Genomic DNA, 20241 nt, shown 5'->3' with positions numbered 1-20241 from the left:
AACAAAAGACGTACACATTGTGTACGTCTTAAGTGTATCTTATTTGTATGCTTTTTTAAAGTCAACAAGGCCCAATGTAGTCCAGAAATAATTTTGAATACTTCCGTTTGTTACATATGGTTGTGTTGTAAAGTATAACGGCATTACTAGAGATTCATCAAAAATCATCTTTTCTGCTTGATGCATCAATGCATCGCGTTCAGCCCCATTTGGTGTCGTACGGATACGAGCGATTAACTCGTTATAGTCTTCACTATGGTACTGACTATCGTTGTCTTCCGCAGAGAATACTTCTAAGAAGTTTTGTGGATCACTGTAATCCGCAACCCAAGATGCACGAGCTACTTGGTATTTACCAGCTTCACGATCAGCTAAGAATACTTTTGTCTCTTGATTTTGTAAACGCACATCTGCACCAAATGCATTTACCCATGCATCCTGTACAGCTTCAGCAATCGCTTTATGTAATTCGCTTGTATTATACAAAATCGTAATTGGAGGCAATGGATGATTCTTATCATAGCCAGCTTGTTTCAAGATTTCTTTCGCTTGCTCTACATCTTCGTAAACGAGATAGCTACCAGCTTCACGGAAGTCTTCACGACCGTTGCTTTCAAGCATGCCATATGGAACAAATGCATAGGCAGCCTCTTTACCACCGCGAACAATATTGTTAACGATATTAGCACGGTTGATAACCATAGAGAATGCTTTACGTACTTCAGGGTCTGTAAAAGGCTCTGCTTTCACATTGAATACGTAATAGTAGTTACCAAGCATAGGTCCAATATGTAATAGACCAGCCTCTTCTAAGCGTTTTTGATCTGCTACAGGAGGCTCAACAGTCATATCTGCTTCGCCACCTTCAACCAATGTGAGGCGTGTGCTTTGGGATTCACTAATAGGCCAATTCATCTTCTCTGTTTTTACAGAGTCCGCATCCCAATAATTCGGGTTCTTAACAAAATCCATTTCCCCGTTATGCTTCCAAGATAATAAGCGGTATGGACCATTAGACACAAATGTATCTGCATTAGCAGCCCAGTTTTCATGAGCTTCTACAGCCTTTTGACTCACTGGATAGTAACTATGAGATGCTAATAATTTTAAGAAATAGGCTGTTGGATTTTCTAAGGTAACCACCAATGTATCATCATCGATGGCCTTAACACCAACATCTTCAGCTTTGGCATCACCATTATTAAAGGCTTCGCCATTTTTTAATACATATAACATATATGCATTGTCCGCATGGACTTCAGGGTCTAATACGCGTTTCCAAGCGTATTCAAAGTCATGAGCCGTCAAAGGCTCTCCATTGGACCATTTTAAATCTGGTCGTAAATGGAAGGTATACTCGCGACCATCATCAGAAATATCCCAGCTTTTAGCAAGTGCTGCCTCTGGTTCACTTTCATCATTTAAACGAACTAAACCGTCAAATAATTGCAGTTGAACTGTGCCCTCCGGAGAGGTGGTAGACTTTGCTGGATCCAATGTGGATGGTTCCTGCTCAAGAACATATCGGATTGTATGCTCATCAATTGGTTGCTCCCCGCGAGGATAACCAAATACAAACAAGAGCACACTCACCCCAAGAGCAAGGACCATGAGTTTTAACAAATTTCGTTTATCCATCATGGCAATGCTTCCTCTACAAATTCTTTCATGATACGCCCTACTTGAGCGCCTAACTCTTTACCTCGGTCATTATCGATATCGCTCATCAAAAGGATAAAGCAGAAATGACCTCTAAACGTTTCTAATATGCCCCCGTCATGCTCTACGCGATCAAGGGAACCTGTTTTATGGTGAAAGCGTACATCTTCCCCCCAATAAAATGGCAAAATATCACGGAATTGTTGGCGACCTAAAATGTTCCACATTTCTCGGCCATAAAAATCTCTATCGCGACATTCAAAAATGTGTTTATAGAGACGAGCTAACGCCATAGCAGTCATACGATTATCACGGCCTTCGGCGAGAGCTTCAAAGTCCATCATCATGCGATTGAGTTCTATCTCATCTACACCAAGCTGTTCTGCACGAGCATTGATATTTTCCATTCCAAGAACTGTAATGAGCAAATTTGTCGCCATATTATCGCTAAGAACCATCATAAGACGGCATAACTCAAGATACGTAAAGCTATGCTTTGCTACTAGTTCTTGTAAAGCACCACCACCTTCAACACGAGGTGTTCTAGATAGTGGAACTGTGTCATTAAGATCTAACTGTTCAGTACGAGCTAAATGGAATACATACTCCATGATGAGTACCTTAATCAAACTTGCACTAGAATGTACCGTATCCGCCCCTTTAGAAGCGATAATAGTCGGTTCCTCTTCATCGTCAAATTGAAGTACTACATAGGATATTTTTCCTTTTGGTGCTAATTCTTTAATAACTGTATCGAGTTGATGCTCCAAGGACTTGCCAACAAGTAACTTTTCCATACTATTCTCCCATTATATGTGCCAGCATGCGATGCGGCGATCTGCCCAATCACGTAGAGGTGGACGTTCTGTAAAGCAACGACCCTCTGCTTCTGGGCAACGACCACTAAACAAACAACCTTTCGGTGGATCTAGTGGATTTGGTGGGTCCCCTTTAAGCGGTGCTCCAATTGGAGCATGTGGTATAACAGGACCATTTAAGGCCGTCAAAGCACGAGTGTAAGGATGTTGTGGGAATTCGTATAAATCCAATGCTGGACCTTCTTCCATAACAGCACCTAAGTACATAACCACCATGCGATGACTGATGTAGCGCACCATGTTTAAATCATGAGAAATAAAGAGGTACGAAATACCATGTTGTTCTTGTAATCGTTCAAGCAATGTCATAATTTGTACTTGAATCGATACATCTAGTGCTGAAATCGGTTCATCACAGATGATACACTGTGGCTGCATAATAAGAGCCCGTGCAATACCGATACGTTGACGTTGACCACCAGATAATTCATGAGCATAACGCTCACCAAAAGACATGTTCAAACCAACTTGATCAAGCACTTCTTTTACGCGAATAACGCGATCACGAGGTGTATACTTTGGATCCAACTCCAAAGGTTCCTCTAAAATCGCATTAACCGTAAGACGTGGATTAAGTGATGCATAAGGATTTTGGAATACCATTTGCATCACAGGATGAACGGCTTTGCGATCCACATAGGGATCAATTTGGCGTCCATTCATATAAATAGAACCTGATGTAGCTTGATGTAACCCCATCAAGGTGTAGCCAAATGTAGATTTACCACATCCAGATTCACCTACGATACCGAGGGTTTCCCCTGGTGATTGATATAGGCTCACGCCTTGTACAGCGTGTACCGTGTGTTTTGGCTTAAATAAGCCACCTGACAGAGTGAACTCTTTAACGAGGTTGTCAGTTTCCCATACGTAACTCATTAAAGTCCCTCCAACTTAGCTAACCAACATGTAAATTGGTGACCTTCACCAACATTTGTAACCATAGGAATACGATTACCACAGATACGCATAGCCCACTTACACCGTGGATTAAACGCACAACCTCGTGGTAGATCAAACAGATCTGGTGGTTGACCTTCAACGGCTTTTAACTCACCATGCCATTTACCTTGTGGTAAAGCGAGTAACAAGCCCAATGTGTACGGATGACGAGGTTCATTAAAGATACCTTCTACCGTAGCAGATTCAACACATTTACCAGCGTACATAACCATAACGCGGTCGCAAATTTGAGCAATAACGCGGAGGTTATGAGAAATAAAGATAATGCCAATACCAGCTTCTACAGCTAATGTTTGCATAAGGCGCAAGATTTGAGCCTCTGTTGTAATATCTAGAGCCGTTGTCGGTTCATCACAAATCAAAACCTTTGGACGACCTGCGACAGCCATGGCGATACAAACGCGTTGGCGCATACCACCACTCAATTCATGAGGATATTGAGATAATCGTCGTTCTGGTGTTGAAAGGCCCATCTTCTTTAATAAGTCGATGGCGATAGCTCGTTCGTCATAATCCTCACCATATGCATTGGTACGATTGATAACCTCATACATTTGCTCCCCAATCGTCATGATTGGATTCAAAGATGTCATAGGATCTTGGAATACCATGGCAACAGTAGTACCGCGGAGTTCATTCCAGTCATCTTCAGTAAATTCAAGGCAATCATTGCCATCAATCATAAATGTATCGGCTTTGATTTTTGTTTTGCCATATGGTAGCAATCCCATTAAGGAATTAACTAGTACAGATTTACCACAGCCTGATTCACCAACAATACCTAAAATCTCACCTGGTTGTAAGGAGATATCTTGATTGCGAATAACCCGTAAAGGGCCTTGGAAGGTATCGATGGTAATGGACACATTGCGCACATCAACAATTGCGTTATTCATTATCTATCTCCTTCCTTAGGGTCTAACACATTACGTAAGCCATCGCCAAGGAATGCGAAACCAAGCATGGTAACACTAATGGCAACAGCAGGGAAAATCAATTGGAATGGATAGGAGCGCATGCTACTGATTCCTTCAGAAGCGAGTACGCCCCAGCTCGCCATCGGTGCATTAACACCTAAACCGATGAAGCTAAGGAATGCTTCTGTAAAAATAGCCTCTGGGATAGCCAATGTCAATGTAATGATGATTGGTCCCACGCAGTTTGGCAAAATATGACGCAATAAAATGCGATATTTTGGAATACCCATCGCTTCAGCAGCAATGATGTATTCTTCGTTTTTAACTTTCAAAATTTGGCTACGTACGATACGGGCCATATTGAGCCAGTAGGCGATGCCCAATGCTACGAAAATAGACGTTAAGCCAGGGCCAAGTACAACCATCAACAAAATTACATACAGTAAAAGTGGAATGCCGTACAAAACATCTACGATGCCCATCATGATACGGTCAACCTTGCCACCAAGGTAACCTGCAATACCACCATAGGTAACGCCGATAACAAGATTGATGAAAGCCGCTACAAAGCCGATAGTTAAGGAAATACGAGCGCCGTACATAACGCGCGTATAAATATCGCGACCCAATGTATCGGTACCAAACCAATGACTAAAGCTCGGACTTTGGTTCGCATCGATTAGAGATTGATCCGCATAGGTATACGGAGAAATTAGGGGTCCTAAGATAGCTAATACAATCATCACTAAAATGATAGTAGCCCCTACTACAGCCAAGCGATTTACCTTAAATCTCGCCCATTTACTAGGACGTTTTATAAAGCTTGTAATTTCTTCTTGAGGAGTTCGTTCAATAGGTAAAAAATCTTCCTTATTCATCTGTCCCCTCCTCTGTCGTAACACGTGGATCAATTAACGGATAAATCATATCCACCAAAATATTAAGAAATACTACAAGCGCACTATAGAAAATCGTAATGCCAAGGATAACCGTATAGTCACGATTATAGATGGATGTTACGAAATACTGTCCAAGGCCTGGAATGGCAAAGATTGTTTCTACGATAAAGCTACCTGTCAAAAGGCTGGCAGCTAATGGACCCAAGTACGTAATAACTGGCAAAATAGCATTGCCTAATGCATGACGTGTCAAAATAGTCCAAGAACCCAAACCTTTGGCACGAGCTGTACGGATATATTCTTGTTGATACACATCAAGCAAACCACTGCGCGTTAAGCGTGCAATGAATGCCATAGGTTGTGCTGCTAACGTCAACACTGGTAGAACCATATAAGATGGACCACGCCATAAGGCCACTGGAAACCATCCCAGTTCAAAGCCCACTACATATACAAGAACTGCACCAATAATAAATGTAGGCACGGAAATACCAATGGTAGATAATACGGTAACCGCATAATCAACGATACCGTTAGGGCGCATAGCACTAATAGCACCTGCTGCAATACCACCTACTACAGCCACCATTAATGATAATAAACCGAGCTGCGCAGAAATTGGGAATGCATCACTGATAATATCGTTCACACTACGACCTTCATACTTATATGATGGTCCCAAATCGCCGGTAATAACACCACCTAAATAATCACCATACTGTTTCCATACAGGATCATCAAGATGGTACTTTGCTTCAATACTTGCTTTCACCTGAGGTGGTAATTTCTTTTCACTTGTAAAAGGTCCCCCCGGTATTGCATGCATTAATGCAAATGTTACGGTAATGATGACCCATAAGATTATGATTGCGCCACCTAGGCGTCGAAATACATACCTTGTCATTGTCACTATCCTCCATAAAAAGTCTATCTGTTTTATTATACTACATTATGAAGTTAATTTCATGAATAACATCATTACATTTACAGAAAGGCCTACATAACGTACAATAAAATATATAAATATTTTGGAGGTGTCTATGACAGCAGTACCTAGAGTCTTAACAATTCAAGACATGAGCTCCATCGGCCGTTGTGCCCTAACCGTTATGATTCCAATCATCAGCGCTATGCGTTGCCAAGCGGTTCCATTGGCAACAGCTGTATTGAGCAACCATTTGGAGTATCCACACTACGAGTTCGTCGATTTATCGGCACACATGAGAGATTTTATGGACTGCTGGGATAAAAATGAAATCGACTTTCATGCTATTGTAAGTGGTTTCTTGGCATCCCCAGAACAAATTCATCTCGTGGAAGAAGCCATCGATCGCTTCGGTAATAAGGGACAAATGATTATCGTCGATCCTGCTATGGCGGATGATGGTCGTCTTTACTCTATCTATACACCTGATATGGTAGTAGCAATGCGTCAACTTGTTTCCAAAGCCCACATTGTAAAGCCTAATTACACAGAGGCTTGTTTCTTATTAGACATTCCGTTCTCTACAGATCCTATTAGTGATGATGAATTACGAGATCGATGCAAGAGATTACATCAAATGGGTCCTGATATGGTTATCATGACTAGCGTGCCATCCGAAACACACGCGGTCATCGCCGTTTATGATGGCCCAACGGATTATTTAAAAACATATGATATTCCTCTTATTCCTGTGAAAGCTACAGGAACTGGGGATATCTTTACTGCTGTATTATCCGGTGCAGTAATGAGGGGATACTCACCGTATGATGCGGCAGAGCTGGCAATGAACTTTACTACTAAAGCGATTCAAGCCACAGTAGATACTGTAAAATCTATGAAACAAGGTGTAGCATTTGAGCTAGTCTTGCCAGAATTAACTCAACTATAAGCTATAAATAAAGGGGAACTTATGGATTTACTCTATGTTGTATTACGAACACTGCTCATATGTACTGTAGGTTTGCTCATCGCATTCCAAGGTCGACGTATGGGCCTATCGATTTTTAATCTAACGGGACGATTAAATCGACTTCAATTTATCATATGTTTTATCGTACTAATGATTTTATTCCACATCGTTCATTACATCGATGATCTATTCTTAGACTTTGTTGTATCCTTACCTGCATATTGGTTCACACGGGTCATCATATGGATTTTATTAGCAGCACTCTTCCCATTGTCCTGCATCTTATTTGGCCGTCGTATTCACGATATCGGCTTTAATGCGTGGGCTGGGATTCTCTGGTCAGTAATTATTATTTTCATCAATACTTACTCTGCTGTATCTCCATTCAATTACTTGCTGGAACTTTTCGTATGGCTCATCGGCTTCCTCTTCTGGGTATTGCCGGGACAACCGGAACCAAACCAATACGGAAATCCTCCATTTATGCCTGTAAATCGACCAACTTACGAGTCAATGCAACAGCCTGGATCTGAAACAGAACGAGAAATCAGAAAAACCGTTCGAAAACGTCGTAAAAAACGTTAAAACATAAAACAAATCAGAACCACCCGTAAAACGGGTGGTTTGCTCACGGGCTATAAGCCCGTAGTACTAGGCCAGCGTCTAAAGGCGCTGGCTTTCACTACGTTCAAGCCGCATAGCCATTGACTCGTAACGTTCCCCTTAAAGGGGATGTGTATTACTTGCTACCCTTAAAAGGGTCCTCATATTCTTTTACACTAAGCTTATCTTTCATTTGGTCATGTAACTCTTGCTCACGTATATATTTCTTTACTGTAGCCTCATTTAAACCTACTGTACTAACATAATAACCCTCGGACCAAAAGTGTCGATTTCCAAATTTATACTTTAAGTTTGCGTGTTTATCGAACATCATTAGTGCACTTTTCCCTTTTAAGTATCCCATAAAAGATGATACTGATATTTTAGGTGGGATTAATACTAGCATATGCACATGATCAGCCATAAGCTCCCCCTCGATAATCTTGACGCCCTTATATTCACATAAACGTCTCAATATTTCACGTAAACTATTTCTGTATTGATTATATATAACTTTACGTCTATACTTAGGTGTAAATACTATGTGGTATTTGCATAACCATTTTGTGTGCGCAAGGCTCTGTGTCTTTGTTGCCATATAAAATCACCTTTCTTTTGCATATAATGCGGCTTGAACACCTACATTATACTTAAGCAAGGTGATTTTTTTGTATAACTTTCGTTGCCGCACCCGCATAGCGGGTGGTTTAATGATTCGCGACTACATCGCGAACCAGTCTAAAGACAATAACATAATAAAAAACGTATCTCTATTAAGAGATACGTTTTTTATTTATACCATAACATATGCTGTTATTTAATAATCAATGCCTATTAGTTCATGAGCAACATTAACTCAATCAATGTACAACCGATATAGGCGATAATAAACTTAACCTTTTGCTTGCGCATTCTATCATCATCAGCAATCTTAAGTCGATTGGCAAGGAACCGTTTATCGCGAATTTGCAATAACAAATGCTTAATACGCTCTTGGCTTTCATTAGCAGTACACTCATCACAATCAGATGTAAGGGTAGCTTGCTGCATGAAGATGCGGCGGTGTAATTTACGCATTTGAATCTTGATATTATTATGAACGAATGCACTTTGCCACTGTTTCCGAGAATCAAAGTACATATACAGATATCTAGGAATATTCATAACCAAGAAGGAAATGATAAAAATCCCTAAGGAAATCAAGAAATATGTAGAGAATGAAAACTCTAAGGTTTCTGTAGGCAAGTAGTGATGCAAGATAATAAAGGTAATCCACACGCCGATCGGCAATAAGAGAACTGCCGCAATATCGATGGAACGAAGCCAACTAGTACGTGTAGGTACATCTGGTACAGTAAATGTATCTACTGGATCATGGAACGCATAGTAATCTAACTGTAAAACGGATTGGCTTGTACGAGGGTTCCCCAATAAAACAGGACCATTACTACCGATATGTCGTTCCGGCAAGGGTATGAACTTCTTAACTTGTGTATTCGGTAATAAATCGAACTGGATAATCCCCTTTTTCTCAAAACGCATAGTGGATCCCTTCTCACCTAGTGCAATAGGGTTGAAGAATACACCAAAGAGACTGAGGCACCAGTTACCTAATAGGTGTAAGATAGAGTTTAAAATAAACCCACCTGTATCTATATTATTTGTGTCGAGACGAATCGCAAAGGATGATGAGTAATCATCAAACCATAAATCCTCTAAGGTGAATTCCACATTGATCACATTCCCCCATTTCGTAATAATGGATAGGAATATTTGGTTATTTGGTTCAAATTCAAATGTTACAGCATAAAATAACCAATGATTGCGAAGAGCAGCCCGCAACATACGATTGACTGTATCTTCTTCTATATAAAGTAAACGGTGGTCGAATAAATCTTGTTCTACAGGTGCTTTTTCTATGGTAGGCACCTTATCCACCGCTGTATCACGATCAGATAATGCTTCATCCACCAACGCTCGTAATTTGGTGAAGATCTTAGTCATAACCCCTCCAAGGGTAACAAAAAATAGCTTTTGACATACAAATTATACCATATATTGCATGATTTATCGATAAAAGACTACTACATATACTATTAAATATAGGCATACATAAAGCCCCTTTTACATAGCAAAAGAGGCTTTATTACTGTAGTTTAATATTCAACCTATTATAAGTTAATAGTTATAATAGATAATTTAAGTGATATTTATTTTTATTGAATACTTGCCATAGATAGGTAGCAATATTCATAGAAATGACCACGAAGCGCAATCAAGTCTTCATATGATCCATCTTCTATAATTTGACCTTTATCCATAAATAAGATACGGTCCATTTGCTCTAATCCTTCTAACTGATGTGTAATGTATAAGCATGTTTTATCCTTTACATATTCCATCAAATCACGATGTAAAGCCTTTCTCGTTACTTGATCTAAACCTTCTAATGGTTCATCCAATAAAACGATTTGTGGATTTCGCAAGAATAATCGAGCTAATGCAACCCTTTGTCGTTCACCACCACTTAAGCCATGACCACCACTACCAACAATCGTATTAAGACCAGCTGGCAATCTATCCACTACAGAGCACAAGGAAGCACGCTCGATAGCACGCTCTAAATCAGCTGCTGAAGCATCCGGCCTTGCTAGTCGAATATTATCCTCAAAGGACGCATGGAAGATATACGTATCTTGTGTGATAGTTCCTAACGCATTACACCATGTATCAATGGAAATATCCTTTAATTCTACGTCACCTACATGTATGGAACCACCATAATCATATAAACGCTCAAGCATATTAAATAATGTAGTCTTACCAGAGCCACTAGCACCAACTATGGCAACTGATTGCCCTTGCTTAATGTCTAATCTAAGATGTTCATAAATACAACGATCCTTATTATAACCAAAAGATACATCAGTAAAGGTAATATCTCGATTAGCATTGAATGGTTTTGGTGCCTTTGGGTCTACCACAGGCATTGGCTCATTGGCGAGTGCCATGAGACGACTCGTAGCAACCTTGCTTTCAGCACCATGATGAACGGCAGCAATCATAGGTTGTAACGCTTCAAACCAAGCTTGTGTACCAATGGCAGCAACCGCTACCATAACACTAGCCCAAGCACCGGTCAAAGCATTGGCAGCCAATATGGCTACAATGACAACTGTAATTTGCACACCACCTAGGAACAGCGTATTCCCTAAGTTCATGCCGCGCTCAATAACACCCTTATTAGCGTCCACAGTATGCATCATATGTTGAATACGATGATAGACTAAATCTTCATTACCATAGCTAATGACATCCTCTAAGCTATCCATAGTATCACTTAATAGTGATTTATACTCCCCTTGTTGCGGTCCAATCGCAGTCAGTGATTGTTTATTATGAGCATATACAACTAAAGGCAATACCAAACCTAATATTAGGGCCGACAAAACTATAGGCGTAACCAAAATGCTATCAATCGTAGAAACACCATAGGCTACTAATACAGTTAAAGCAATGGCTGCTACAGGAGGAATTAATGTGCGCAAGTAGAAGAATTGTAATACCTCTATATCCCCCATAATACGGCCTAAGATATCCCCAGCACCAAAGCGTTTAAGAATAGCTGGTGCTAATGGTTCCAAATGAGCATAGAACCATACACGCAAACCATATAATCCTTGGAATGCCATCCGATGGGATGTGTAGCGCTCAAAATAGCGACATACGGCACGGCTAACGCCAAAGAATCGAACCCCTACAATGGCAAGGCTCAAATAGGTAAGGCCTGGTTGCAAGGCAGCTGAGGCCAATAACCATGCAGACACAGTTAAAAGACCTACATTCATGAACACTGTTAAGAATGTAAAAATCAAAGCTAATACTAAAGACCACTTTGCAGGACTTAATACAGAGAATAATAAACGCCATCCTTGTAAGCCCATATTAGACGTTGACACTTCGGATGTATATGTATCGTTTCCGCTTACATAAGCACCTTTTTTATCAACAGGAATTGAATAATCTAGCTCATCTCTATCTTGAATATTAAATGATTTCCCTGTTTGCAACTGCTCTTCAATAGTTGAAGAAAATTCCCCTAAACCAGAGGTGACAAGGTCTTTAAAATATCCCTCTACCGCAATAAGCTCTTCATAAGAACCTTGTTGAATAATGCGCCCCTGTTTTAAAACGTATAACGTAGAGGCCCAGTGCATCGTTTGTAGTCGATGACCAATAATAATGACGATTTTATTCTCCATCAAACGTTGGATAGCACTACTTATGATAGATTCTGTTTTTACATCAAGATGTGCCGTTACCTCATCGAGAATTAACACTTGCCCATTTCGTAAGAACGCACGTGCTAACGCCACCCGTTGACGTTCGCCGCCACTAAGACCTAAGCCACCTTCACCAATAATCGTATCAAGGCCACCTGGTTGTCTATTTATCACATCCAGTAGCTGTACTTCTTTACAAGCCGCTATAATCTCTTCATCACTTACATTCATTCCAAAGGATAATACATCGCGTAAGGTTCCTTTCATGATATGTGGATGTTGGGATACATAGGTGATTTGTTGACGCCACCACTCAATATCGATGTCGCAAACATCAAGACCATCGATGGTAACGGTACCTTTAGGAGCAGTTAAAAAGCCTCCAATAATATGAGCGATTGTAGATTTCCCGGCTCCACTTTCACCAACAAGCATAATCGGAGAATTACGTTTAGCATCTAAGGAAATATGTTGTACCCCATTTTCACTATCTTCATAGGTAAAGGTTAAATCCTTGATTTCAATAGCTTGTATAGGTCCTTGAAGTTTAGATTGCCCACCTACAGGTAATGATGGCTGGCGATTCATAAACTCTTCGTATTTTAAAAGGGATGTCTTTCCTGCCATTCCCGTATGGAATGCAGCCCCCAGTTGTCTAAACGGCGTATAGAACTCTGGTGCTAATAACAAAATAAAGAAGGCGGAAAAGAATGGAATCTCCCCATCCAATAATGTTAAGCCCAGGTATACAGCAATCAAAGCCGTACTAATAGTACTTACAAGTTCAAGAACCAATGCAGATAAGAACGCCACACGCAACACACGCAAGGTAGAGTCTTTAAACTCTTCAGATAAACGACCAATGACCTTGATTTGATCCTTCGCACGGCCAAAGAGTTTTAATGTGGTGATACCTTGCAATACATCGAGGAAATGCCCAGACAAGAAACTCATACGTTCCCACTGTTCTTTATTGAGGCGATCTGCTTGCTTGCCGATTAAGATCATAAAGAATGGAATCAATGGTACTGTAACAATTAGAATGATGCCAATTATAGGCAATGTATCTACAATAGCAATGCCCATAATAAGAGGAATCATAATAGCATATAAAATTTGCGGAATATATCGAGCTACGTAAGCATCTACTTGCTCTAATCCATCTGTAAGCATATGGATTACATCACCGTGGCGCTCCTTATGTTGAACACCTAGCTTAAACATATGTGCTAAAGCTCGTTTTCTAAAGGTTGCTTTTACTGCACTTCCCAATCGGTTGGCTACAGATTCTTGCACATAATGTGCTAGTAATCTCACAATAATAGCAATCCCTAAATAGATAATGGTATACCTTTCATCATGCAAGGTATTTTCAGAAAAAATAAACTTATTAATTAAGGTTCCAAAGAACCAAGCTTGCCCAACAATAGATAGACTTTCAACTAAACAAGTTAAGCCTAGTAATAAAAGCTGACCTTTATGTTCTAGCAACGCTTTAAAGGCGGTACGCTGTATCATAGTATCCCCTATGGTAAATATAGTTAATATAAAAAATCATATGAATTTAGAATCCAATATATACGATCAAATGAATCTAAATTTATCAATATTATATTCATCTTACCACAAAAAAGAGGCGTGCCGCTACGACACGCCTCACATTGAGACTTAAATTTTATAACTCACGAGAGTTATAAAGCTATTCTATTAATAGTGTAAGTCTTTTTCAGATACACGATGACGGAATGTCCAGTATACCCAGATTTGGTAAGCCAATACGATTGGCACAAATACGAAGGCTACACAAGTCATCAACGTCAATGTGTAAGTAGAGTTACCTGCATTTGCAATAGTTAAGCTCCAGTCAGGATTCAAAGAAGAAACCATGATGCGAGGGAACAAACCTGCAAAGTAAGCAGCTGTTACAGAAATAACAGTTAAGGAGCTAAATACAAAGCCCCATTTTGTATTACGAGTACGTGCAGCACCCCAAGAAATGAGGAAGAACACGATTGCTAATGCGAAGCACACGATTGCTAATACAGAGTTGAACAAATCTGTACATACATATGTAGCAGCAACCAATACTAAAGCACCGATTGCAGTAGGAATACCAACTACCAAAGAAGCTGCGCGAGCGCGTTCGGAAACAGCTCCAGCTGTTTTGATAGAAGTGAACAAGCCACCATGGTATGTAAATACCAAGATAAACGCAATACCGCAAAGTACTGTGTATGGGCTTAATAAATCAAAGAATGTGCCTACATATGTCATGCTTGCATCGATTGGAGTACCTTGAATCAAGTTACCAACTGTAACGCCCCACAATAATGCAGGAATCAAGGAACCAAAGAAAATACAGTAGTCAAAAGTTTTACGCCATACTAAGTTAGGGCTCTTGGAGCGGAATTCAAAAGATACGCCGCGGATAATAAGAGCCGCAAGCATTAAGAATAACGCTAAATAGAAACCACTAAACAATGTAGCATATACATGAGGGAAGGATGCAAATAATGCACCACCTGCAGTAATCATCCATACCTCGTTACCATCCCAAACAGGGCCCAAGGCATTGATCATTTGACGACGTTCAACGTCAGTTTTACCGATGAATGGTAATAAAATACCAGTACCATAGTCAAAACCTTCTAATAAGAAGAAGCCAGCGAATAGTACAGTAATTAAAATAAACCATACCACTTCAAGGTTATTAAAAATTAATTCCATAATCTCGCCTCCTCTTTTTCAACTACATCGTGAGATGGGTTACCATCTGGACCTTTTTTGATGTGTTCTACAGCAAGGTAGAGAGCTGCAATAGCTGCTACGATGTACACAACTGTAAAGCCGATGATAGTAGTCATAATTTCTGGAGCTGTAACGGCTTTAGATGCACCGTCTGCAGTTAATTGCAAGCCATATACAAGCCATGGTTGACGACCTGCTTCTGCTACAAACCAACCTGTGGAATGAGCAATGAATGGCAATGGCAATGTCCAGAACATAATTTTCAAGAATGTGCGATTACCAACCAATTTATCTTTTGCATTAAGGATAAGACCTACGAATGCAACAAGTAACATAATGGAACCAGCTGCAACCATGATACGGAATGTCCAGAAGATTGCTGGAACATCTGGAATATAGTTACCAGGACCGTATTGAGCCTCGGATTTAGCTTGAAGATCTTTGATACCTTCTACTTTACCAGAAGTAAAGGAGTTTTGAGTCAAGAAGGACAAACCACCAGGGATTTCAAGGGCACCAGTATTTTTTTGTGCTTTAGTATCAATGTTAGCCACCAAAGAGAATGGAGCTGGATCTTGTGTTTCCCACAATGCTTCCATAGCAGCCATTTTCATAGGTTGTACTTTTGTAATGTATTGACCTTGATGATGACCTGCCAAAGCACCTAAAGTACCGAATACAAGAGCAATAACCATGCCCCATTTAGCGGAACGACGGTAGAAGTCTGTCGCATTGTTGCGCAATAAGTGCCATGCACTGATAGACATGATAATTACGCCTGCTGTTAATAAACCATTCAACACGATATGGAAGAATTGGCCTGGTACATAGCCGTTTTGAACAATTGTTAAGAAATTGTCCATTTCTGCACGGCCATTGCGAATTACATAACCTACAGGATGTTGCATGAAGGAGTTCGCTACGAGAATCCAGAATGCAGATAGGTTTGTACCTAATGCTACCAACGTAGCTACAAGGGCATGAACAGTTTTATTTAAACGATCCCAGCCGAAGATCCATACACCCATGAATGTAGATTCCAAGAAAAATGCCATTAATGCTTCAAGGGCCAATGGAGCGCCGAAAATGTCACCCATAAAACGAGAATATTCTGCCCAGTTCATACCGAAATGGAATTCCTGAACAATACCAGTTACCACACCCATAGCAAAGTTAATTAGGAACAATTTGCCCCAGAATTTTGCCATTTTTTTGTAAACTTCTTTACCTGTAGACACATATGTCCACTCTAAGATAGCTACAGTCACTGTCATGCCTAGTGTGAACGGCACAAACAACCAGTGATAGATAGATGTTAGCGCAAATTGTAATCGAGCTAAATCTACAGCTTCAAACATGTGTTTTCCTCCTTAGAATTAAATACCTACATCACTTGATGAGCTTTTACTAAAAACCTTGTATCATTGTGCTTGTGAATATGGCAACGCTTCAGCCTCAATCAACTGTTCACGTTGAGCAAGCGTTTTAAAGTTAACCTGCTCCAACTGATTAATTAATTGGTCCTGAATCGTCCCCATAGCCTCATTGATAGCACAATGCCCCATACAAGACTTAGAGCAAGAACCTACATCATATAAACACCGTTGTAAATACGCATCCCCTTCTACCGCTCTAATTACATCGAGCAATGAAATCTCTTGAGGATCTCGATTGAGGGCAAACCCACCATCTACACCGCGAAAGGATTTCATAATCCCAGCTGCAATGAGACTACGCATAATCTTAAGCAAAAATCGTTCTGGAATCAATTCCTGCTCAGCCAATACAGAGCCAGTTATCTTCGTTCCCGAAGGTAATAGCGCCATATGCAAGACCATGCGAAATGCATAATCCGTGGCCTGATTTAACTTCATAAGGTCTCCTTTCTCGTGCACTCGGACAAACGTATTACTAAATCTAGTATAATCGAAATAAAACAATACTGCAATGGTATTGTTTTATATATTGAGAATTAGCATATATAGATTTTATACCCATTAATAAGGTATTATCTGAATATTTTTATGTCCCTTAAATAGCATTATGAATTCTATTATCAAAAAAAGACTGCCCACGAATGAGCAGTCTAAATATATTATTTTGTAATTTCTCGAACGAGATGGGCCATTTCAGGAATGATAAGTTTACTCATAGCTAATGTAACGGCACCTACAGAGCCTGGCACAGAGAACATCAAGGTGTTATTGTTGACCCCTGCTTCAGCACGAGACGCCATCGCCTTAGTACCAATATCCTCTGTATAGGACAAATATCTAAAGATTTCACCAAATCCAGGAATATGTTTCTCATAGAGGCTATTCGCAGCTTCAATTGTCACATCTCGCTTAGCAATGCCAGTGCCACCTGTAGAAATGATAACATCAATATTTTCATCATTACACCATGGGATCATAGCATTTCTAATTTCATCGTAATCATCAATAACAATTTTACGATCTGCCACAATATGGTCTGCTTGTTCTAAAAACTCTTGTACTTTATTACCGCCTTTATCGGTTTCAAAGGTACGAGTATCAGAAACTGTTAAAACAGCAACGCGTAAAGGTCTTGCTACAACTTCGTAAGACATAGTTCCTCCTAGAATAACGGAATAATAGATGCTAATCTCGGCCATCCATTATCGCGTAAAAAATCACGTAATGCCCATGTGTAGTGAATAAATGGTGCACAATGTAGGCGCATCCAGAACGATAGATATGGTGTATCACCTTGGAATATAGCCAATCGATTTAAGGCATATAGATTATCTCCTGGCTGTACTGTACCTGGTTGTACTGTGAAAGCCATTTTATAACCAGACTGTTTAGTTACATATTGAACGAGCATATCGTTAAACCCACCAGGATATGCTAAATATTCAATGGGCTCACCTAAAATCCCCTCTAATGAAGTCTTCCCTCCAAGCAGAGCATCTGGCAACTCAGTAGGGTCAATTTTTGTTAAGATCTTATGATGATTAGTATGACCTTGAATATCAAAGCCACCTGCTTCCATTTTATGCATTTGTTCTGTAGAAACAAAACCAGGCGTATTAGCAGCATCACTAATCATAAACAAGGTAGCCTTCATATTGTATTCCTTTAAAATAGGCAATGCATTATTATAGTTATCAACATAGCCATCATCAAAGGTAATAACAATTGGCTTATTCGGTAATTCAGTACCATTTTCTAAATAATCATATAATTGATCTAATGTAATCGTGTTGTATCCCTGATTATGTAAATACTCCATCTGCTCTCTAAACTGATCAACATGAAGAGTCAAAGCTGAATGCTTTTCATCGTTTACTTGATGGTAATTAAGAACTGGTACACCATAGATTTTATAATCAGTAGACAGCCCCCACATAACGCCAAATGAGATAGCTAAAATTGCAATACATATTGCGAGAAAACATAATAATTTTTTAATACAGCTCTTGCCATATTTATACATATAAACTAATCACTCCAATCCACTTAAGCATATAATGAGAATATCACACATACCTTGTATTATCAAGAAAATCCCTCACAAGATATTCATATTAATCTATGAATTATCTTATGAGGGATTTGCAAGTTTATAGTTGAATTAAAGTATATCGAGACAAAGCTTAGTCATGCTTAATATCAAGAATAGAATGAAGCAATTTCTGAGCGTATTCACTTTTTGCTTCGCTAATGTTAGCAACTGATAAAATCTCTTCTACTACACCTTTATACAGGAATAGCACGCGATCGCACAAATATGTAACGGATGGTAAATCATGAGTAATAAAGACATATGTAAAATCATACATAGCTTTAATCTCTTTCAACAAATCCATAATTTGCACCTGTGTGTGCGCATCGAGAGAGCTAATAGCCTCATCAAACAAAATAATTTGAGGCTTTACTGCAATGGCACGAGCTATACATACCCGTTGAAGCTGACCACCAGATAGTTGATGTGGATAGCGATATAAGAAGTCTTCGTTAAGACCTACTAGCTCTAACAGCTTAATGCATTCTGCATTGACATCAATAGTTTCACCCGTATGACGTTTTAATATAATAAAGGATTCATTGATGAGATCTCGTACAGTGAAGCGGGTATATATCACTTGAAGATCAAGAGTATAGGGCTTTTCATATGTTCTTATTACGGTAATTGTATAGGAGTTCTATTTACATATATCTGGATTTACTCAACTGATTTACGATGCGATACCATAGGTGCTTCGCACCGCGGTATCGATTAGATATGGTTTATATCTACCACTAGCCGCGACTTCCTATCACACTCGCCCATGGCAGTATATAAGACTTTAATCTAAATTAAAATATATACCTTAAGGGCTTCGTCGAACCTGATGTAATGGACGTATGCGTCGCTTAGGTCTAATTACTGTACGGTGGCCCTACTTGCTTTCTCACTGTGGATTTCCCTGCGCTACTAAGTAGCTTGGTAAATCTTACGTTCGAAAGAAGGTGATGTGTGGGCCCCATGTGTCGTTTTACTCCTCTGTGGCCTCACACCCTACCCTTCCCACGCCGCCTGTATTATTAATACACATAGATATTACTTGTACAACCTTGGCTGGAAACGGCTCTAGAAGGAATTAGAATGTGCTCGTTAGAGCACAAAAATAGAGGGCCAACCCTTTAGGGTCGACCCTCTATTTCGTTAATCAGCGAGTTCTTATGTACGGTTCTTAGCTCCAGGATACTGGGTGTTCGTCGCTGTGGATGGCCTTATGTAGCTGCGCTACATGTCCATCTTACGCTCCGAACTAAGCGATGCAGTGAATCTGTCGGCGCTTCGCTTCTCCATCTTCTACTGCCCTGCTTACCAGGTACCCTGGGAGGATAGGAAGCCATATACAAAAAAAGACACACCCTCAGGTGTGCCTTTAAGCAATCAGCGGCTTCCTATCCTCCCAGGCCGTCTCCAGCCAAGTACTTTCGGCGTTTATGAGCTTAACTACTGTGTTCGAGATGGGAACAGGTGGATCCTCATAGCCATCGCCACTGAATCTGTCAGAGTTTGTACTCTGAAAACCACATAGAAGTTATATATATATTTGTTGCACATTCTGCTTAATGTTTATTTAAGTAAAGCCCTCGATCTATTAGTACCAGTCAGCTCCAAACCTCACGGCTCTTCCACACCTGGCCTATCAACCATGTCGTCTACATGGGATCTTACTAGCTTATGCTATGAGAAACCTCATCTCAAGGCTGGTTTCACGCTTAGATGCTTTCAGCGTTTATCCGTCCCGAACGTAGCTACCCAACTGTACCCTTGGCAGGATAATTGGTACACCAGCGGTTCGTCCACTCCGGTCCTCTCGTACTAGGAGCAGCCCCCTTCAAGTTTCTTGCGCCCGCGATGGATAGGGACCGAACTGT

At 40.1% G+C, this 20241-nt stretch carries 17 protein-coding genes and 2 rRNA genes (1 of these 19 only partly in view); 2 read left to right on the top strand and 17 right to left on the bottom strand.

Features of this window, described 5'->3' with window-relative positions; translation table 11 throughout:
* Positions 1-39 precede the first annotated feature (39 nt).
* Genes ACDF53_RS06100 through ACDF53_RS06075 form a run of 6 tightly spaced genes read right to left on the bottom strand, consistent with a single transcriptional unit; the run spans position 40 to position 6220 of the window.
* Positions 40-1641, bottom strand: a complete 1602-nt coding sequence (locus ACDF53_RS06100) for a peptide ABC transporter substrate-binding protein (protein WP_370815733.1) — start codon at positions 1639-1641, stop codon at positions 40-42.
* The gene (locus ACDF53_RS06095; RefSeq protein WP_370815732.1) at positions 1638-2456 is read right to left on the bottom strand and encodes a serine hydrolase; all 819 of its coding nucleotides are present in this window, start codon (positions 2454-2456) and stop codon (positions 1638-1640) included. Before ACDF53_RS06095 ends, ACDF53_RS06100 begins: the two co-directional genes overlap by 4 nt.
* A 12-nt stretch (positions 2457-2468) precedes the next feature.
* A complete protein-coding gene (locus ACDF53_RS06090) occupies positions 2469-3416 on the bottom strand; it encodes an ABC transporter ATP-binding protein (RefSeq protein ID WP_295781437.1) in 948 nt (315 codons plus the stop codon).
* Positions 3416-4396 carry an ABC transporter ATP-binding protein gene (locus ACDF53_RS06085; protein ID WP_370815731.1) on the bottom strand — a complete coding sequence of 327 codons (981 nt, stop codon included), beginning with the start codon at positions 4394-4396 and terminating at the stop codon, positions 3416-3418. The genes ACDF53_RS06090 and ACDF53_RS06085 overlap by 1 nt, the downstream gene beginning before the upstream one ends.
* Entirely contained in the window at positions 4396-5295 is a 900-nt protein-coding gene (locus ACDF53_RS06080) for an ABC transporter permease (protein ID WP_005387203.1), read from the bottom strand. Before ACDF53_RS06080 ends, ACDF53_RS06085 begins: the two co-directional genes overlap by 1 nt.
* Positions 5288-6220: an ABC transporter permease gene (locus ACDF53_RS06075; protein WP_295792914.1), complete on the bottom strand. Its 933-nt coding sequence runs from the start codon at positions 6218-6220 to the stop codon at positions 5288-5290. Before ACDF53_RS06075 ends, ACDF53_RS06080 begins: the two co-directional genes overlap by 8 nt.
* Before the next feature lie 136 nt (positions 6221-6356).
* On the opposite strand from ACDF53_RS06075, the gene ACDF53_RS06070 reads away from it, so the two are divergent.
* Complete coding sequence (locus ACDF53_RS06070; protein WP_296006637.1) at positions 6357-7190, top strand: pyridoxamine kinase; 834 nt, start codon at positions 6357-6359, stop codon at positions 7188-7190.
* A gap of 21 nt (positions 7191-7211) precedes the next feature.
* Positions 7212-7796 carry a DUF805 domain-containing protein gene (locus ACDF53_RS06065; protein ID WP_296006636.1) on the top strand — a complete coding sequence of 195 codons (585 nt, stop codon included), beginning with the start codon at positions 7212-7214 and terminating at the stop codon, positions 7794-7796.
* A gap of 154 nt (positions 7797-7950) precedes the next feature.
* On the opposite strand, the gene tnpA is transcribed toward ACDF53_RS06065, so the two are convergent.
* The 11 genes from tnpA to ACDF53_RS06010 form a co-directional block, all read right to left on the bottom strand.
* On the bottom strand, positions 7951-8412 hold the full coding sequence (gene tnpA, locus ACDF53_RS06060; RefSeq protein ID WP_005380067.1) for an IS200/IS605 family transposase: 462 nt from the start codon (positions 8410-8412) through the stop codon (positions 7951-7953).
* A 236-nt stretch (positions 8413-8648) separates the two neighbouring features.
* Positions 8649-9818: a hypothetical protein gene (locus tag ACDF53_RS06055; RefSeq protein WP_370815730.1), complete on the bottom strand. Its 1170-nt coding sequence runs from the start codon at positions 9816-9818 to the stop codon at positions 8649-8651.
* 212 nt (positions 9819-10030) lie between these two features.
* On the bottom strand, positions 10031-13615 hold the full coding sequence (gene cydD / locus ACDF53_RS06050) for a thiol reductant ABC exporter subunit CydD (protein WP_370815729.1): 3585 nt from the start codon (positions 13613-13615) through the stop codon (positions 10031-10033).
* A 189-nt stretch (positions 13616-13804) separates the two neighbouring features.
* Positions 13805-14824 carry a cytochrome d ubiquinol oxidase subunit II gene (gene cydB / locus ACDF53_RS06045; protein WP_302858819.1) on the bottom strand — a complete coding sequence of 340 codons (1020 nt, stop codon included), beginning with the start codon at positions 14822-14824 and terminating at the stop codon, positions 13805-13807.
* Entirely contained in the window at positions 14815-16203 is a 1389-nt protein-coding gene (locus ACDF53_RS06040) for a cytochrome ubiquinol oxidase subunit I (protein WP_295825327.1), read from the bottom strand. The genes cydB and ACDF53_RS06040 overlap by 10 nt, the downstream gene beginning before the upstream one ends.
* Before the next feature lie 63 nt (positions 16204-16266).
* A complete protein-coding gene (locus ACDF53_RS06035; protein ID WP_105090265.1) occupies positions 16267-16719 on the bottom strand; it encodes an Rrf2 family transcriptional regulator in 453 nt (150 codons plus the stop codon).
* 221 nt (positions 16720-16940) lie between these two features.
* Positions 16941-17435 carry a molybdenum cofactor biosynthesis protein B gene (locus tag ACDF53_RS06030; RefSeq protein WP_105090264.1) on the bottom strand — a complete coding sequence of 165 codons (495 nt, stop codon included), beginning with the start codon at positions 17433-17435 and terminating at the stop codon, positions 16941-16943.
* A gap of 8 nt (positions 17436-17443) precedes the next feature.
* Complete coding sequence (locus ACDF53_RS06025) at positions 17444-18304, bottom strand: polysaccharide deacetylase family protein (protein ID WP_105090263.1); 861 nt, start codon at positions 18302-18304, stop codon at positions 17444-17446.
* A gap of 160 nt (positions 18305-18464) precedes the next feature.
* On the bottom strand, positions 18465-18953 hold the full coding sequence (locus ACDF53_RS06020; protein WP_370815728.1) for an ABC transporter ATP-binding protein: 489 nt from the start codon (positions 18951-18953) through the stop codon (positions 18465-18467).
* A 795-nt stretch (positions 18954-19748) separates the two neighbouring features.
* Positions 19749-19865, bottom strand: a 5S ribosomal RNA gene (gene rrf, locus ACDF53_RS06015).
* Positions 19866-19941: 76 nt separating this feature from the next.
* Positions 19942-20241 (bottom strand): 23S ribosomal RNA (locus ACDF53_RS06010) (it continues 2635 nt past the right edge of the window).

Origin of the sequence: Veillonella sp., assembly GCF_041333735.1 — a bacterium.
Taxonomy (GTDB): domain Bacteria; phylum Bacillota; class Negativicutes; order Veillonellales; family Veillonellaceae; genus Veillonella.
The sequence above is the reverse complement of the archived record's forward strand: the minus strand, read 5'-3'. Positions and strand labels throughout refer to the sequence as shown.

Bases quoted from the DNA above. Each gene is read 5' to 3' on its own strand.
- ACDF53_RS06100 (WP_370815733.1), bottom strand. From the start codon at position 1,641: ATGATGGATAAACGAAATTTGTTAAAACTCATGGTCCTTGCTCTTGGG.
- ACDF53_RS06095 (WP_370815732.1), bottom strand. From the start codon at position 2,456: ATGGAAAAGTTACTTGTTGGCAAGTCCTTGGAGCATCAACTCGATACA.
- ACDF53_RS06090 (WP_295781437.1), bottom strand. From the start codon at position 3,416: ATGAGTTACGTATGGGAAACTGACAACCTCGTTAAAGAGTTCACTCTG.
- ACDF53_RS06085 (WP_370815731.1), bottom strand. From the start codon at position 4,396: ATGAATAACGCAATTGTTGATGTGCGCAATGTGTCCATTACCATCGAT.
- ACDF53_RS06080 (WP_005387203.1), bottom strand. From the start codon at position 5,295: ATGAATAAGGAAGATTTTTTACCTATTGAACGAACTCCTCAAGAAGAA.
- ACDF53_RS06075 (WP_295792914.1), bottom strand. From the start codon at position 6,220: ATGACAAGGTATGTATTTCGACGCCTAGGTGGCGCAATCATAATCTTA.
- ACDF53_RS06070 (WP_296006637.1), top strand. From the start codon at position 6,357: ATGACAGCAGTACCTAGAGTCTTAACAATTCAAGACATGAGCTCCATC.
- ACDF53_RS06065 (WP_296006636.1), top strand. From the start codon at position 7,212: ATGGATTTACTCTATGTTGTATTACGAACACTGCTCATATGTACTGTA.
- tnpA (WP_005380067.1), bottom strand. From the start codon at position 8,412: ATGGCAACAAAGACACAGAGCCTTGCGCACACAAAATGGTTATGCAAA.
- ACDF53_RS06055 (WP_370815730.1), bottom strand. From the start codon at position 9,818: ATGACTAAGATCTTCACCAAATTACGAGCGTTGGTGGATGAAGCATTA.
- cydD (WP_370815729.1), bottom strand. From the start codon at position 13,615: ATGATACAGCGTACCGCCTTTAAAGCGTTGCTAGAACATAAAGGTCAG.
- cydB (WP_302858819.1), bottom strand. From the start codon at position 14,824: ATGGAATTAATTTTTAATAACCTTGAAGTGGTATGGTTTATTTTAATT.
- ACDF53_RS06040 (WP_295825327.1), bottom strand. From the start codon at position 16,203: ATGTTTGAAGCTGTAGATTTAGCTCGATTACAATTTGCGCTAACATCT.
- ACDF53_RS06035 (WP_105090265.1), bottom strand. From the start codon at position 16,719: ATGAAGTTAAATCAGGCCACGGATTATGCATTTCGCATGGTCTTGCAT.
- ACDF53_RS06030 (WP_105090264.1), bottom strand. From the start codon at position 17,435: ATGTCTTACGAAGTTGTAGCAAGACCTTTACGCGTTGCTGTTTTAACA.
- ACDF53_RS06025 (WP_105090263.1), bottom strand. From the start codon at position 18,304: ATGTATAAATATGGCAAGAGCTGTATTAAAAAATTATTATGTTTTCTC.